Below are 16,067 nucleotides of genomic sequence, written 5' to 3' on the forward strand. Positions count from 1 at the left end.
ACTGCCTGTTTGCGAGCCGTATCGATTCCATCTGCTCCTGGTTACGCGATCATGGAACAGCGCGGATCAGCCGGGAAACGCCGAGCCTTATCCCCGCGCAAAATACGCCTTGTACCACTCGACGAACCGCCCGACGCCCTCGGTCACCGTCGTCGCCGGGCGGTAGCCGACCGCCTGCTCCAGCGCCGAGGTGTCGGCGAAGGTATCGGGCACGTCGCCGGGCTGCAGCGGCAAGAGTTCGACGATGGCTTTGCGGCCCAGCGCGTTTTCCAGCGCCTCGACATAGGCGGTCAGCTTCACCGGGTTGTTGTTGCCGATGTTGAAGATGCGCCAGGGGGCGCTGCTTGTGGCCGGATCGGGACGGCTGGAGTCCCAGGCGGCATTGCCCGTGGCCGGGCTGTCGCTGGCGCGGATCACGCCTTCGGCGATGTCATCGACATAGGTGAAGTCGCGCGTGTGGTTGCCGTTGTTGAACAGCTTGATCGGCTCGCCGGCCAGGATGTTCCTGGTGAACAGGAACAGCGCCATGTCCGGGCGACCCCAGGGACCATACACCGTGAAGAAGCGAAGCCCGGTCGTCGGCAATCCGAACAGATGGCTGTAGCTGTGCGCCATCAGTTCGTTGGCGCGCTTGGTCGCGGCGTAGAACTGCAGCGGATGGTCGGCCGGACGATGCTCGGAAAACGGCATGTCGGTGTTGGCACCGTAGACACTCGACGTGCTGGCATAGGTCAGGTGCGCGACGGCGCTGTTGCGGCAGGCCTCCAGCATGTTGGTGTAGGCGATGATGTTGCTTTCGACATAGGCATGCGGGTTTTCCAGGCTGTAGCGAACCCCGGCCTGGGCGGCGAGATGGATCACCCGGTCGAATGCATGGTCGGCAAAGCAGGCGTCGACCACGCTCTTGTCGGCGAGATTGCCGCGGATGAAATGATAGCCGGCATTGGTCTTGCGGCTCGCCTCGTCCAGAAGCCGCAGCCTCGCCTCCTTGATCTCCGGATCGTAATAGTCGTTGACGTTGTCGATGCCGACGACCTCGTCACCGCGCTCCAGCAGCCGCTTCGCTACGTGATATCCTATGAAGCCGGCCGCGCCGGTGACCAGAACCTTCATCAGAAACGCCCATCCGTGACATGCCTGGGGAACAGACCCTTGATGTCGTAGATGACGCCCGGGGTCTTGCAAAGCGCCATCAGGCCGTCGACGCCTAACGCGCGGAACTGCCTGTGGCCGACGGCCACGATAACGCCGTCATAACGCATGTCGGGAATGTCCTTCATGCTGGCTACGCCGAAGGCACGCGCGCATTCCTGCGCGTCGACCCAGGGGTCCCATATGTCGATGCCGGCGTTGTATTCCTTCAGTTGGGCAACGATATCGGCGACCTTGGAATTCCTCAGGTCCGGACAATTTTCCTTGAAGGCCGCGCCCATCACCAGAATCCGGCTGCCAACGACAGGTATTCCCTTGCGCATCATCAGGCGGGCCGTCTGATCCGCCGCGTGCCGACCCATGCCGTCATTGATACGGCGGCCAGCAAGAATCACCTCCGGATGATAGCCGAGTTCCTGGGCCTTGTGGGTGAGATAGTAGGGATCGACGCCGATGCAGTGGCCGCCGACGAGACCAGGCGTGAAGCGCAGGAAATTCCATTTGGTGCCGGCGGCTTCCAGCACTTCGGACGTGTCGATGCCGAGCTTGCCGAAGATAAGCGACAACTCGTTCATCAGCGCGATGTTGAGGTCGCGCTGAGTGTTCTCGATGACCTTGGCCGCTTCGGCGACCGCAATGCTCGAGGTACGGTGTGTGCCTGCCGGCACGATCGAGGCATAGAGCGCATCGATACCTTCGGCCGCTTCCGGCGTCGAGCCGCTGGTGACCTTGACGATCGTTTGCAACCGATGCTCGCGGTCGCCCGGATTGATGCGCTCGGGACTGTAGCCGAGGAAGAACCCCTCATTGTAGCGCAGGCCCGAATGTTTCTCGATCAGCGGCGCGCACACCTCTTCCGTGCAGCCGGGATAGACCGTCGATTCGAAGATCACCACCGCGCCTGGCGATATGACCTCGCCGACAAAAGTCGATGCCATGATCAGCGGTTTCAGATCCGGACGGTTGGCCCTGTCGATCGGCGTTGGAACCGTGACGATGAAAATCCCGCAATCGCGCAGATCGGCCTTGTCGGTGGTGAATGTCAGCCGCGACGCAGCACTGATCTCATCGCTGCTGGCTTCCAGCGTATGGTCGTCGCCACGCCTCAGCGCGTCCACCCTCGACTGGTCGATGTCGAAACCGACGACATCCCTGCCGGCGCCGAAGGCGACCGCCAGCGGCAGGCCGACATAGCCAAGCCCGATGATCGCTATTTTCCTGGAGGCGAGATCCATCTGCTTCCTGCGCTTGCTATTCCAGAGCCATGCTTCGCATTGGTTATCTCGCACCAAAGCCGGTAAGCATCGTTTTCAGCGTCTTGAGAGTTATCAAAACGTCCAGCCAAGGCGAAAAGTTCTTTATGTAATAGAAATCATAGTGCAATTTTTCCATAACGTCATCGACGGCAGCCACATGCCCCTGATTTACTTGTGCCCACCCACTTATGCCCGGCCTGACGATATGCCTGTAGCGGTAGAATGGCAGCTCAGCCTCGTACCACTGCGACAGCACGACAGCTTCCGGCCGCGGCCCGATCCAACTCATTTCGCCACGCAGGATGTTGATGACCTGCGGCAGTTCGTCGATCCTGGATTTTCGCAGGAAACGCCCGACTCTGGTGATGCGGTCATCGTCGTGCCTGGTGATCGCCCTTTCCTTTTCGCTGCCGGCGCCAGAGTGCTGGCGCATCGAGCGAAACTTGTAGACCGTGCAGATCTTGCCCCGGTAGCCCATGCGTTGCTGGCGAAACAGCGCAGGACCATCGGAATCCAGCCGGATCAGCAGCGCTATCAACGCCAGAACGGGGGAAAGAACGATGATCAAGACAAGTGCCGAGACCCAGTCGACCGCCTGCTTGATCTTGAGATAGGCCTGGTTCGGATTGAGCGAACCAAGCGTGTTTTCCGACAGGTGCTCGATCTCGACCCGACCGGTCAGCGACTCTCTGACCTGCTTGACGTGGTATACGGGCGTTCCCGAAAGGGCCCGATCCGCGATGTATCGTTCCCATTCCGCGCCAAGATCGGCACGCAGATCAACGACCACGCCGCTGGCTCTTTCGATTATCGTACTGGTCGACTTGATCCAAAACCAATGCACACCCGGTAACGTCTTGAGGCGCTCGACATCTCCGCCGGGAATCACCACGAGCCGGTACGGATCGAGACGCCGCGTCAACAGGCTCAGGCCGAAGTACCAGAGCGTGGACTGCGTGAAACTGGCGGCAGCCTGAAACCGGCTGTACTCGAACCGAAAAAAGAAGATGGTCAGGAAAACAGCCCCGTAGGACAGGGCAAATGTCGGCAAGATGTAACTTGCCGCGGCCACGCCTGGGAAATTTCCGATGCGGCGATAAGACAAGAAGCCCACAAGGTGCGCGATGACCGCAGCGGCTACTGTTACCTGAAGATTGGCCGAATAGATGAATTCAGGATTGAAGACAATCCGGATGATCGCCGGCGCAAAAATCGCGAATGTCAGTCCGCCAAGCAGTTGAAACCGAATCCTGAACAGGAAGTGCCGGCTTCCGACAATAGTCGACGCTGCGACATTCAACGTCTTCCCCCCTTCCCCGAAGCTGCCGTATCGGCGACAGACCAGCGCGATAGCGCATCTGACCTGATCGTTCACAACAACGAATCGGACGTCTCGCCCCCCGGCGATTCGATACAGTCGAAGACCAAGAGCTACGACAGCGCGGTCGCGCCAGCAAGCATCTATTTCTCAGATCAACAGTTCGGGAAATTGAAAAGCCTGGGCTAATAAAGCGACTTAATGATCATTACTGAAGATGTCGCAGCGTCTAGGGCGATCTAACCGACAATCTATCGAGGTTGGCGGACATCAGACCGGAAATCCGCCAGTGACGCCGCTCCGGCCAGTGGCTTGATTGCCCCTGGCCGTTTCTTCGATCGCGCGCTTCAGCCGCGCTTCAGCAGCGTCCAGACGGCCGGCACCAGGCTTGCCGCGAGCGCCACCTTGATCAGGTCGCCGACGATGAACGGCACGACGCCGAACTGCCACGACTTTTCCGGACCGATGAGCAGCGCCAGCCAGGCAAAGCCCATTGCCATCATGACGACTTCGCCAACCAGCATGGCGTTGAAAAGCTTGATTGGATGGCGGTCCCAGCCGCGATCCGCCGCCCAGCCGACAATTGCCGCCATGACCACGAAGCCGGCGAGATAGCCGCCGGTCGAGCCGAGCATGTAGGCAATGCCGAGACCCTTTTCAGGCGTGCTCTGGAAGACGGGGAAGCCCATGGCGCCCTCGGCCATGTAGAGCAGCAGGGTGGCGACGCCGAGACGCATGCCGAAGGCGGCGGCGATCAGCAGCACGGCCAGCGTCTGCATCGAAATGTCGACCGGCCCGAGCATTACCTTGGTCTTGGCCGACAGTGTCAGCACAAGCGTTCCGGCGATGGCCAGGAAAAGCTGCGTTGCCAGCCGCGCCGCGCCGTTTTGCGGCAGAGCCAGAGAAACAAGCGGACGCATCGTAGTTGCAATTGCCATGGTATTTCCCCAATCCGATTGCCGCACTCCGATGTTCGCGGCCTCACATCCTCCTATATTGGCTTGCGTGTTGTGCGGCAATCGGTTTTGCCGTTTCCCGAAACAAGGCACCGATGCATGGCACTGAAATTCGATACCGGCTTCGACCCCTTCTATGGCCAGGGGGTGAATGTCGCGCCCGATGTCCAGCGCATCACGGCCCGCAATCCAAGCCCCTTCACCTTTCACGGCACCAACAGCTACGTTGTTGGCCGCGATACGCTGGCGGTGATCGATCCGGGGCCGGAGGACGAGGCGCATCTGCGGACCCTGATCGAGGTGATCGCAGGCCGGCCGGTCAGCCATATCTTCGTCAGCCACACGCATCGCGACCACTCCCCGCTGGCGGCCCGGCTGAAAGAGCGCACCGGCGCCCTCGTGCTGGCAGAGGGGCCGCACCGGCCGGCAAGAGCCCTGCATATCGGCGAGACCAATGCGCTCGATGCCAGTGCCGACACGGCTTTCATCCCTGATGTCGCCCTGCCCGACGGCGAGGTGGTCGACGGCGACGGCTGGTCGATCAGGACGGTTCTGACCCCGGGCCACACCGCCAATCATGCGGCGTTCGCGCTGCAGGGAACCGGCATCCTGTTTTCGGCCGATCATGTCATGGCCTGGGCAACCTCCATCGTCGCCCCGCCGGACGGGGCGATGGCCGACTACATGGCCTCGCTGGACCGCTTGATCGAACGCGGGGACCGCTTGCTGTTGCCAGGACATGGCGGGCCGGTGACAGCACCGCGCGCTTTCATGCGCGGGTTGAAGACGCATCGCAAGATGCGCGAGCGCGCCATTCTGGAGCGGGTCAAAGAGGGGGACCGGACGATCGTGGACATGGTCAAGGCGATCTACAGGGACACCGACCCGCGGCTGCATGGCGCCGCCGGATTGTCGGTGCTTGCCCATCTCGAGGATCTGACGGCGCGCGGCCTGGTCACGACAGACGGCGACCCGGCCATCACCGGTATTTTTGTGCCGGCAAGCTAAGATCGGCGCGAGCTCATCTGCGCCCTTTATACTCTAGAAGCGGCTGGAGCGCTCTGCCGGTTGGGGCGACTTCAAGCCCTGGCAAGAGCATTCAGGATCAGTTGGAAGTCGTGCCGCGGTCTCCAGCGCAACCCGCGAGGCGGTCATGGAGAGGCTCGGCAACACATGCTCCTGCAGCAATTCCTGGCGACTGCGGTCCATATAGTCGTTGAAACCCGCGGTCACGAACGCAAGCGGCACGAAACAAGCGCCGATTTCGCGCGACAGGGTCGCCTCGGGGGCGATGGAATGGTTGAGCACATCCGCGCCCATGCTTCGATAAGCCAAAGCCTCGGCTGGGGTTGTCAGTCGAGGCCCGTAACAATGGGCAGCCACCAACTGCTGCTCGATGCCATGAACCCGGCATTCGGCTGGCCAATGACGGCGGGCCGTCTCAACCAGAACCGCCGCACATCTTGGACATACGATCTGCTTGCCCGAGCAGTCAAAGCTCTGGCGGTCTGGAAGCAGTGAAAAAGGCGTCTGCGTCAGTTCGATGATATCGGCAGTCACCACCATGTCGCCGGGTTGAATCGCTTTGTTGACGGCTCCAACGGTCGAGCAGGCTAGGACTTGCTTTACACCCGCGTTCATCAACACCCAGAACGCCCGGCGATGGCAGGAATGGTCGATATGGTCGCGCGGATTGCCGTGCGAATACATGCACAACGCACGTTTCGTTCTGCCTTCCGCAGTAATCGAGGCATCGAACTCGATCAGCTTCCAGTTGTCGCTGCGGCCGAAAGGCGTTTCAAAACTAATGTCACGCCGCAAGGTGCGCACAGCATCGAATTCGATATCTTCCGGGAAGGCCAGCCCCCAGTTTGCCGACCCGGTGATGATGGCCAGTCCTACCTGAGGTATGTCCGCTGCGTGATCCGCCGGATCACTGGCTATCTGATTTGTGAGCATGTTTCCAATTTCAGTCATGATTTTTGGTGTAAAGTCACGATCAAGACGACGACCACGACCATGGCGGTCCACACCGTTGAGATCGCCGCGATGGTCGGATCGATCTGATCGCGCAGAGATATGAACATGAGCTTCGGCAGCGTGCTGTTTTGACCACTCGAGACGAAGATCGAAATGACGGATTCGTCGAGTGATGTCAGGAAGGCCATCAATATGGCCGACAGCAGACTGATCTGAAGCTGCGGGACAATTATGCCGCCGATGGCTCTCGCCCAGTTCGCGCCGAGGCTGCGCGCCGCCTGAACTTGGTTCCAGTCAAAGCGGGCCAGAGCGGGCAACAGCACAATGCACACGACAGGAATGGCCAACACCACATGCCCGACCAGCACGCCGAATAGCGTTCCGACCAGATGTTGCGCCGCCAGCACAAAGAAGAGACCGATCGCAAGCAGGATTCCTGGCACGATGGACGGGGTGAGCAGAATGCCCTGAATGGTAACAGCGGCCTTTCCGCCGAGCCGATTTATCGAAATGCAGGCCAGCAGCCCCAAGGGTACCGCGAGCATAGCTGTCAATGTTCCAAGAACCAGGCTCGTCCTGAGCGCAGCCATCCACGTCGCCGAACCGAAAAAATGATCGTACCAGCGCAATGAATATGCGCGCGGCGGGAACTCGAGAAGGTCGGACGCCGAAAAGGACAGCGGCGCGACCACGAGCGTTGGCAGCATCAAGAACGCCAGCACGAGTGCGGAAAAGCCCCACAGACAGATGCGGGACAGCCTGTTGTCCGGATAGGCCTCAAGCATGGGACGCACCGTCGCGCGTCAGCAGTCGCCGTGCCGACAGGAACATCACACCGATCAGAGCCATGACAACGAGGAGCAGAATGCCCAGGACGCTCGCCGACCCCCAATCCTGAAAGGTCGATAGCGTGCGCTCGATCCGGGTGGAGAGAGGATTTACCTTGCCGCCGCCCAGCACCGCCGGCGTGATGAAGAAGCCGAGCGTATAGATGAAGACGATGATCGACCCCGAGAAGATGCCGCCGGCCGAAAGCGGCAGAATGACCGTGCGGATCGTTTGCCCGAGAGTGGCGCCCATGCTCGCCGCCGCACGAATGAGGTTGGCGTCGATATCGCGCATCGCGGCATAAACCGGCAGCAGAAAGAGCGGCAGCATGTAGTGAACCATGCCGATCAGCGTTCCCGTGAAATTGTAGACCAGCGGCAATGGCTCAGCTGTCAGGCCTGAACCCGTCAAAGTTGCGTTGATCAGGCCATCGCGCCGCAACAGCACCAGCCAGCCATAGGTGCGCACCAGAATGGAGGTCCACAATGGCAGCATGACGAAGGCCATCAGCAAATTGGCCACCCTAGGTCTGGCGCTGGCCAGGGCGAGCGCCAGGGGAGTACCGAGAAGAATGCAGATCGCCAGCGTGCCCAGGGACAATTCAAGGGTTGTGACCAGTGCCGACCATGTCAGCCCGCTCGAAAGCACCTTCTCGTAGTTGCCGAGAGTGTATTCGCCATCCGTGGTCAGGAACGATTGCCGGATGATCCACAGGATAGGCAGTATCGCAGCCAGCCCAACGATGAACAGCGCCGGCAGAGAAAGTGAGAGGAAGAACCGCCGCTCTCGTCTTGCGTCTGCCGCAAGCGCGGGATTCGCCATGACGGTCACGCCCTAGCTCCTGGCATCGCGTGAACTTTTGCGGCTGGTGCAAAGGCGGTCATCGACTGGCCGGTGGCAAGCTCGGCGCAGCCGCTGGCCAGGGCTGCCGGAATGCAGACAAGAACTTCTTGCCCGCCGTCCAGCACAAGCGTCAGAAGCCAGTTCTCGCCGCGAAACACCTTGGCGCGCAGTGTTCCTTCGAGCGCGACGCCATCTCGTCCGACGAGCTTTGCATCAAGATGGAAGCTTTCCGCGCGGATCATCAGGGCTTCGGGCGATGTATCGGCGCCGTCGATTCTGCGCACGAGGCCTGGGGCTATAATGTTGGCCTCGCCTAGGAATTCCGCGACGAAGCGGGTCGATGGATGATGATAAATCCGCTGTGGCGTATCAATCTGCTGGATACGGCCGGAATCCATGACCGCGACCCTGTCAGACATAATCAGCGCTTCGCGCTGGTCATGCGTCACATAGATGGTTGTGATCCCCAAATCATCGTGCAGACGTCTGATTTCATACTGCATGGTTTCGCGCAGACTCTTGTCGAGCGCCGACAACGGCTCGTCCATCAGCATCACGCGTGGTTCGAAGACGATCGCCCGCGCCAGTGCTACCCGCTGGCGCTGTCCGCCCGATAGCGCGGCAATGTTGCGCTCCGACAGATCTTCCAGCTTGACGCGGGCCAACGCCTCAAACGCCCGCTTTCGGACCTCAGATCTCGGCGCCTTGCGCAGTACCAGCGGGTACTCGACATTCGCGAGGACGTTCATGTGGGGAAACAGGGCATAGTTCTGGAAGACGATGCCGATGTCGCGCTTGTTGGGCGCCAGGCGGGTGATGTCCCGATCCCCCAACAAGAGTTTGCCGGAATCTGGCCGGACAAATCCGGCCAAGGCCATGAGCAAGGTCGTCTTGCCCGACCCCGATGGGCCTAGCAGCGTGAGGAATTCGCCAGCCTTGATGTCGAGCGAAACATCGTCCAGCGCGACGTAGGTCCCATAGGTTTTGCGAACGCTGTCGATGGTGATCGCGAGCGACTTCATCATGTGCTCCAGCCCTAGAGCCGATGTATTCGAAGCTTAGCGGCTCATCATTTCATCGAAGGCCCTCTGGGCAGCCTCGCCGTTCTTGACCCACCAATCCGCGTTCGAGAACACCGAAGTGCCGGCATTTTCAGGCGCGGTCGCAAGGGTCTTCAGACGGTCCGCGGGAATAAGGCCACCCTCATAGCCAGCAGGATTGACCGGGCCGTAAGCGATGAAATCGGTCAGCTTGGCCACGCGCGCAGGCTGTGTCATCGCAGCTATCAGCTTCATGGCCGCTTCCTTGTTCGGCGCCCCCTTCGGCACTCCAAGACAGTCAGTGCCAATGACGGAACCCTTGAACGTGTAGTCGGCCGCGCCGCCATCTTTTTTCACTGTCTCCGCCCGACCGTTCCAGGTAACGATCAAATCCGCCTCACCGTCTTTCAGCAACTGCGCCGACTGAGCGCCCGAGGTCCACCACACCGAGACATTTGGTTTGATTGCTTCGAGCCGCTTGATGGCGCGATCCAGACCCTCCGGCGTGCCGAGCACGGGATAAATGTCCGCCGGCGCCACGCCGTCGGAGAGCAGTGCGATCTCGATCGAGTCTTGAGCATTGGCGCGCAGCGCGCGACGACCAGGAAACTTGGCAACATCCCAGAATTCCGCCCACGTCTTCGGCGGGTTCTCGCCGTATGTCTTGGTATTCCATGACATGACGGTGCCATAGGAGTCGAACGGATAGCAGTAGTCGGACTTTGCGCCATCTGGCACCGACTTTGGGTCGATAATCTTGTAGTCGAGAGGCTCCAGCAGCGATTGTGCGGCAGCCTGTGCGCCTTCCGGTGAGCCAAGGTGAATGACGTCGGTCGTGATAGCCCCCGAGGTGACCTGCATCTTCAAGGCGGCTAGGCCGTCGCTTAGGGTCTCCTCGCGGACATCGTATCCAAGCTCTTTTGCAGCAGGACCCCACATAGCTTCCTTCATGGCATTACCATAGTCGCCACCCGCTGTCGTAATGGTGACTGTTTGAGCATGGGCGGGCAAAGCAGCCGAGATTGCAAATGCTGCTAAGGAAATGCGTAGCCAAGACATAGGTTCTCCTCCCGAAATTATGAAATGTCGCTCAAAATCGCCGTTTCTCTTTAATCGTAACGTTACGATTGCACTCAATCTAAACCGAGTCAAGCTGCTTCCCCGAGGAGTTAGGATTGACCGGGATATCGAATCCGGTAACGTCACGGCGCTTCAGCAGGAAATCAGCCGGCGATTTAGCAATGAAGGCGGGCGACAATGGCCAATCTAAAACAGCTCGCGGTGGAACTTTCCCTTTCGGTGACGACGGTTTCCCGCGCTCTGAAGGACGGGCCAGAAGTCCATCCCTTGACCATTGCACGCGTGAAAGACGCGGCGAAACGGGCCGGTTATCTGCCAAATCATCATGGCTACGCGCTCAAAACCGGCCGAACGCTGACGATAACGGCAGTATACCCGATGGAGACACAAGACCATCTGTCCGATCTATTGAAGCTTCCCTTGATCGAGGGCATGACGCTGGCGGCGCGGCAAGCGGGTTATAGTCTCTCCATCTATTCCACCACTCCCGATGACGATCCTGTCGAGAGTGTGCAGCGGCAGCTTCAAGCGCGCAGCACAGACGGACTGATCATCACGCGCATGGTGTCGGGCGATCCGCGAGTCAAGCTGCTGCTGGATGCAGGCATGCCATTCGTCACATTCGGAAGAACGGACCTGAACGTCGCATATCCTTACGTTGATATCGACAACGAACAGATTGCCTACGAGGCGACCCGACGGCTGATGGATAAGGGCTGTCGACGCATTGCATTGCAACTTCTCGTTCCGGAAGATCAGGCGAGTGCCATGCGTCTTGCCGGGTATCAAAGGGCGTCGGCCGAGGCCGGTATTCCGATCGACCAATCGCTGATCGGTCACGGCATGTTCACGATGGAATCGAGCGCAGGCTGGTTCGATCGCCTACTGGCGTCGTCAGATCGGCCGACCGGCTTGGCATGCGCCAACGAACTGGGCCTTCTCGGGGCGTTACATGCTCTTGGCAGAAGAGGTCTTGTGCCAGGGAGCGACGTCCACATCGTCGCTCGTGACAGCACGCGGCTTGCACGCTTCCTGCCGGCAAAGATCGGCGTTCATTTCGTGGATATGGCCGGGGTTGGACGCAAACTCATCGAGGTCCTGGAGAGCCGGATCATCGATCCGCTTGGCCCGGTCTCGACGATCTTGTTGCAGGGGAGATACGAGCCCGCTGAATAGTCTATCCGCAGACCCAACTTGCATTCTGCTGCGACATACGGATTCGCCTGACTACAACCCGGTTCTGAAAGTCACTCGGCTGGCGCGGCGCCGACCTGACCGGCGACTTCCTGGTCGAGCTCCGCCAGGAATTCGGTGATTCGCGCGGCATTGTCGCCAAGGTCGTAGCGGCCGTAGCGGGATGCCGACCGCATATCGACGATGACCGTGTCGCCATCGTCCGTCACGCGGATCGCCACATCGGCGGGAAGGCCGATCACGAAGCCCTTGGCGACGGCGGTGATGGTCACCTCGCTTTGCCCGGCGAGATCGGGATAGGGCTCCGACAGCTCCCAGTCGCGCCGGTCGAGTACGGATTCGACGGCATTGACGACAGTCTCGAACGGCAGGTCGTAGCTGCGTGCGCTGACCAGCGGATAGCTATCGGCCTGCAGCCGCTGTTCCCCAGGCGTCGACGGTGCAAGCACGTTCATATCCTTCGTCCGGTCGCTCACGTCGAGCGTCGGCGGTTCGTCGAAATCCGTCGAGATATCCCTGAGCGGCGGATAGATCGTCGCCCAGTAGGCGGCGACGCCGTAGGGTGCGAGCACCAGCAGTGCCAGCAGCGCGCCGACCGTCAGGTCGCGGCCGCCGCGGTCGCCGAAATTCCACAGCCGCGAAAAGGCAAACCCGGCAAACAACAGCGCCATCGCCGCCAGCAGCGCGACAATGCCGAGCACCCACAGAAAGACAGGTGTTTCGACGAGATCGAAGCGATGGCCCACAAAGACCGTCAGCAGCAGCACCAACGAAAAAGCCGCCGTGCGCCGCGACCAGCCGGCCGCCTTCGACGTTTGCCGTTCAGGAATGCTAACCATCGTTTTCCGTGCTGCCCCAACCCGAACGGAGACTTAGTGCCTATTTGCGATGGCATGAAGCCGAAACATGCGACATCGCGTCAATCGGTCGGCAAGCGATAGTCCTTGAATTGCTGGCGCAAGGTGATCTTCTGGATCTTGCCGGTTGCGGTGTGCGGAATTTCGCCGACGAAAGCGACATCGTCCGGCATCCACCATTTGGCCACCTTGCCATCCATGAACCCGAGAATGTCAGCCTTGGTCGGTTCCTTGCCCGGTTTGCGGACGACGACCAGCAGCGGCCGTTCGCCCCATTTCGAATGCTGAACGCCGATGGCTGCCGCCTCGGCGACATCGGGATGGCCGACAGCCAGGTTCTCGAGGTCGATGGTCGAAATCCATTCGCCGCCGGATTTGATGACGTCCTTGGCGCGATCGGTGATCTGCATGTAGCCGCCGGCGTCGATGTGGGCGACGTCGCCAGTGTCGAACCAGCCATCCTCATCGAACTGCTCCACGCCGGCGTCGCCATAATAGGCACGGGCAACGGCCGGCCCACGCACTTTCAGGCGGCCAAAAGTCTTGCCGTCCCAGGGCTGCTCGTTGTTGTCGTCGTCGGTCACCTTCATTTCGACGCCGAAGGGCGGGTAGCCCTGTTTCTGCTGAACGTCGAGCCGGGCTTCGCCCTCAAGACCAGCATGGTCCGGCTTCAGGGTACACAGCGTGCCGAGCGGCGACATTTCGGTCATGCCCCAGGCGTGGATAACCTGGACATCGTAGTTCTGCTGAAACTTGGTCATGATCGCGCGCGGGCACGACGAGCCGCCGATGACAACCTTGTTGAGATGGGGAAGCTCCTTGCCGGTCTCCTCCAGATGCTGCAGCAGCATCATCCAGACGGTTGGCACGGCGGCGCTGAAGGTCACTTTCTCGGTGTCGAGCAGTTCATAGATCGAGGCGCCATCCATCTTGCAGCCGGGCATGACCAGCTTGGCACCGATCATCGGCCCGCTCTGGCCAAGGCCCCAGGCATTGGCGTGAAACATCGGCACGACAGGCAGGATCGTATCGCGCGACGACAGTCCCATGGCGTCGGGCATGGCAGCGATCATGGCGTGCAGCACGTTCGAACGATGGCTGTAGACGACGCCCTTGGGATCGCCCGTGGTCCCGGACGTGTAACACATGCCGGCGGCGGTGCTTTCGTCGAAGGTCTTCCAGGCGAAGTCGCCATCCGCTTCGTCAAGCCAATCTTCATAGGCGACCGCGTTGGGCAATGTCGTCGGCGGCATATGCGCCCTGTCGGTCAGCACGATCACCTGTTTCAGCGACTTGACGGCGCCGGCGATCTTCTCGAGCAGCGGCACGAAGGTCAGGTCGACGAAGACTGCCTTGTCCTCGGCATGGTTCATGATCCAGACGATCTGCTCGGGAAACAGCCGCGGATTGAGCGTGTGGTAGATGGCGCCGATGCCCATGATGCCGTACCAGGCCTCGATATGGCGTGCGGTGTTCCAGGCCAGCGTGGCGATGCGGTCGCCCAGCCCATAGCCGTCGCGCTCGAGCCGCTGGGCGACCTTCAGGGCACGGCGATGGATGTCGGCGTAAGTGGTGCGCACGATCGGCCCCTCGATCGAGCGCGTCACGATCTCGCGCACGCCATGCTGCCGCTCGGCATTGTCGATGAGCTTATGGCAAAGCAGTGGCCATTCCTGCATCAGTCCCAGCATTCGATCCTCCCTCACGCTTTTGCGTTGTGCTTTTCGAGCTATTGTGGAGCGAACCGGCGGATTGTCCAGCCGCCAGCACCCCTGAGCGCCGCATTGGTGGAAAACCGCCACAATCCGGCCATCGTCGGCGTTAAGTTTCGTTAACGGGCAAAGGGGTGCGATTGGCGACTGAAAGAGGTTCGCATGGACGCGCAGCTCGACGACAAGGCTCTCGAGAGTACGCTTGCCGAAAGTCTGGCCGATCTGGTGCCGGACACAAAGACTGTTTCCGAAGATGAATTTGTTGAAGTTGTCGGCGGCGCGCTGGAAGCGGTCGGCGGCACGCTGCTGTTCAAGATGTGCGTCCAGAATCAGGGCGAGGACCAGCACGTCGCGGCCGCGTCAGTCGGCGATGGCGGAAACCGCCAGTTCCTGCTGCTCACCTTGCCTACCGGCGGCGGTTCCCTGAAGGTCGAGACCGTCTCGAGAAGCAGCAACCCGGTCGCCGGGATCGCTGCCGCCTATGCCGGTCTCATGGACGTGTTCAAGGCCGCCGCCTGACCGCTGACGACAAGTACCTCGAAGATTCCAGGGTCCGATTCATCAATGTCGGCCTCGGCAAGTTTTGCGGGCTGGATGGCGATAGCGGCCTTGCGCAACGGGCTTGCGCGACACACCTTAAGTCGACGCAAGGAGAGCCCCCCGCATGGATCAGATCGCCAACCCCGCACCCGGTTTCCAACGCAACCCGGACAAAATCATCACTGTCGAGCCCTATGCCGGCACCGTTACCGTGCGTGTCGGAGACGTGGTCATCGCTTCAACAACGAAGGCCAAGGTGCTGACCGAGGCCCCCTATCCGGCGGCCTTCTACATTCCGTTCGCCGACATCGATTTCGGCAAGCTCGGCCGCACCGACCACTCGACCCATTGCCCCTACAAGGGCGATGCAAGCTATTGGAGCGTGCTGCCTGCCGGCGAGACCGGCCAGAACGCCATGTGGGCCTACGAGCGGCCTTTCGACGAAATGGCTGAAATCCGCAACCACGGCGCATTCTACGCAAGCAAGGTCACGATCGAAGCCAAACCGGACTGAGCCAACGCCGAAGGCATCGAGATCCGCTCGGCTGGCCAGTCACTCCGTCGTGCCGTTATTGCCGATGCCCTCGGCATCGTCGAGCCGCACAAAGGTCAAGCCTTTGGCCTTGAGCGCCAGCAGCCCCTGCACCACGCCTTCGCCGGCCGCATGGGTCGGCTGGTTGATGTGCGAGATGATGACGTCGCCATCCTTGGCCGCCGCGATGCGCCGGGCGGTCTCCTTGGCGCCAAGCAAAGAGCCGCCGTCGCCATTTATCGAGAATCCCGCGACCTTGAAGCCAAGCTTGCGGATCATGGCGATTGACGACGGGCTGTATTCGGCGGTTGCGCCACGAAACCATTTCGGCGCCGGCTCGCCGGTCCCGGTAAGAGCGGCGGCTCCCGATTCGACCTCGGCCAGCACCGCATCCGGGCTGCCGGCGCTGCGAATGCCATAGATTTTCCGCGGCGTGTCGACCGCCGGGACATGGTGGCCGCCATGATTTTCCAGTTCGAACAGATCGGGATGCGCCCGCATGATCTCGACGGCGGCGGCGTTTCGCTTCAGCCAGATGCCGGTCACGAAAATGGTGGCGGGGATCTTGTTGTCCACCAGCGCCGAAAGGATCCGGTTGTCGGTCTGTCCACCGCACGCGTCGAGCGTAAGCGCCACACGGCCGGCTCCGCTCGCCTGCGACTTGATGTGCAGCGTCGGCTCGACGAGGGGCGCGGCATGGCTGGCGGATGCCATCGCCCACGACAGGGCGATCATGCAGAGATTTTTTTGCAGCAGGCGCATCAAACCGATTCCCGGAC

General features: G+C 60.8%; 16 protein-coding genes. 4 read left to right on the forward strand and 12 right to left on the reverse strand.

The genetic code is table 11. The features are described from left to right. Positions 1-87: 87 nt before the first annotated feature. The 4 genes from AC0L2U_RS04585 to AC0L2U_RS04600 form a co-directional block, all read right to left on the reverse strand. Positions 88-1,113: an NAD-dependent epimerase gene (locus tag AC0L2U_RS04585; RefSeq protein ID WP_127395597.1), complete on the reverse strand. Its 1,026-nt coding sequence runs from the start codon at positions 1,111-1,113 to the stop codon at positions 88-90. Further along, entirely contained in the window at positions 1,113-2,387 is a 1,275-nt protein-coding gene (locus AC0L2U_RS04590) for a nucleotide sugar dehydrogenase (RefSeq protein ID WP_127810984.1), read from the reverse strand. The genes AC0L2U_RS04585 and AC0L2U_RS04590 overlap by 1 nt, the downstream gene beginning before the upstream one ends. 43 nt (positions 2,388-2,430) lie before the next feature. Beyond that, positions 2,431-3,708, reverse strand: coding sequence for a sugar transferase (locus AC0L2U_RS04595; RefSeq protein WP_245486678.1), 1,278 nt, complete (start codon positions 3,706-3,708; stop codon positions 2,431-2,433). A 365-nt stretch (positions 3,709-4,073) separates the two neighbouring features. Further along, positions 4,074-4,664, reverse strand: a complete 591-nt coding sequence (locus AC0L2U_RS04600; RefSeq protein WP_023808554.1) for a biotin transporter BioY — start codon at positions 4,662-4,664, stop codon at positions 4,074-4,076. A gap of 117 nt (positions 4,665-4,781) precedes the next feature. On the opposite strand from AC0L2U_RS04600, the gene AC0L2U_RS04605 reads away from it, so the two are divergent. Beyond that, positions 4,782-5,690, forward strand: coding sequence for an MBL fold metallo-hydrolase (locus AC0L2U_RS04605; protein WP_127327126.1), 909 nt, complete (start codon positions 4,782-4,784; stop codon positions 5,688-5,690). 33 nt (positions 5,691-5,723) lie between these two features. Here the strand turns inward: AC0L2U_RS04605 and AC0L2U_RS04610 are convergent, their stop codons facing one another. The 5 genes from AC0L2U_RS04610 to AC0L2U_RS04630 are packed head-to-tail and all read right to left on the reverse strand — an operon-like array spanning position 5,724 to position 10,432. Beyond that, positions 5,724-6,659 carry a phosphorylase family protein gene (locus AC0L2U_RS04610; protein WP_473601524.1) on the reverse strand — a complete coding sequence of 312 codons (936 nt, stop codon included), beginning with the start codon at positions 6,657-6,659 and terminating at the stop codon, positions 5,724-5,726. Beyond that, positions 6,656-7,447 carry an ABC transporter permease gene (locus AC0L2U_RS04615; RefSeq protein WP_127810985.1) on the reverse strand — a complete coding sequence of 264 codons (792 nt, stop codon included), beginning with the start codon at positions 7,445-7,447 and terminating at the stop codon, positions 6,656-6,658. The genes AC0L2U_RS04610 and AC0L2U_RS04615 overlap by 4 nt, the downstream gene beginning before the upstream one ends. Then, on the reverse strand, positions 7,440-8,312 hold the full coding sequence (locus AC0L2U_RS04620) for an ABC transporter permease (RefSeq protein ID WP_245481910.1): 873 nt from the start codon (positions 8,310-8,312) through the stop codon (positions 7,440-7,442). The genes AC0L2U_RS04615 and AC0L2U_RS04620 overlap by 8 nt, the downstream gene beginning before the upstream one ends. A gap of 5 nt (positions 8,313-8,317) precedes the next feature. Next, positions 8,318-9,355: an ABC transporter ATP-binding protein gene (locus tag AC0L2U_RS04625; protein WP_127396569.1), complete on the reverse strand. Its 1,038-nt coding sequence runs from the start codon at positions 9,353-9,355 to the stop codon at positions 8,318-8,320. 36 nt (positions 9,356-9,391) lie between these two features. Beyond that, positions 9,392-10,432, reverse strand: coding sequence for an ABC transporter substrate-binding protein (locus tag AC0L2U_RS04630; protein ID WP_127327122.1), 1,041 nt, complete (start codon positions 10,430-10,432; stop codon positions 9,392-9,394). A gap of 198 nt (positions 10,433-10,630) precedes the next feature. Here AC0L2U_RS04630 and AC0L2U_RS04635 point away from each other — a divergent pair, with 198 nt between their 5' ends. Beyond that, positions 10,631-11,629, forward strand: a complete 999-nt coding sequence (locus AC0L2U_RS04635; protein ID WP_128289079.1) for a LacI family DNA-binding transcriptional regulator — start codon at positions 10,631-10,633, stop codon at positions 11,627-11,629. 71 nt (positions 11,630-11,700) lie between these two features. Here the strand turns inward: AC0L2U_RS04635 and AC0L2U_RS04640 are convergent, their stop codons facing one another. Continuing rightward, a complete protein-coding gene (locus AC0L2U_RS04640; protein WP_128289080.1) occupies positions 11,701-12,486 on the reverse strand; it encodes a DUF1499 domain-containing protein in 786 nt (261 codons plus the stop codon). Positions 12,487-12,566: 80 nt separating this feature from the next. After that, the gene (locus AC0L2U_RS04645) at positions 12,567-14,195 is read right to left on the reverse strand and encodes a fatty-acid--CoA ligase (protein ID WP_127395679.1); all 1,629 of its coding nucleotides are present in this window, start codon (positions 14,193-14,195) and stop codon (positions 12,567-12,569) included. Between the two features lie 183 nt (positions 14,196-14,378). Between AC0L2U_RS04645 and AC0L2U_RS04650 the strand changes: the two genes are divergently transcribed. Further along, positions 14,379-14,735, forward strand: coding sequence for a hypothetical protein (locus tag AC0L2U_RS04650; RefSeq protein ID WP_013532740.1), 357 nt, complete (start codon positions 14,379-14,381; stop codon positions 14,733-14,735). A gap of 145 nt (positions 14,736-14,880) precedes the next feature. Continuing rightward, the gene (locus AC0L2U_RS04655) at positions 14,881-15,270 is read left to right on the forward strand and encodes a DUF427 domain-containing protein (RefSeq protein WP_127270456.1); all 390 of its coding nucleotides are present in this window, start codon (positions 14,881-14,883) and stop codon (positions 15,268-15,270) included. 39 nt (positions 15,271-15,309) lie between these two features. Here the strand turns inward: AC0L2U_RS04655 and AC0L2U_RS04660 are convergent, their stop codons facing one another. Then, positions 15,310-16,050, reverse strand: coding sequence for a polysaccharide deacetylase family protein (locus AC0L2U_RS04660; protein ID WP_127395678.1), 741 nt, complete (start codon positions 16,048-16,050; stop codon positions 15,310-15,312). Positions 16,051-16,067: the final 17 nt, after the last annotated feature.

This window comes from Mesorhizobium sp. WSM4808 (assembly GCF_055811675.1).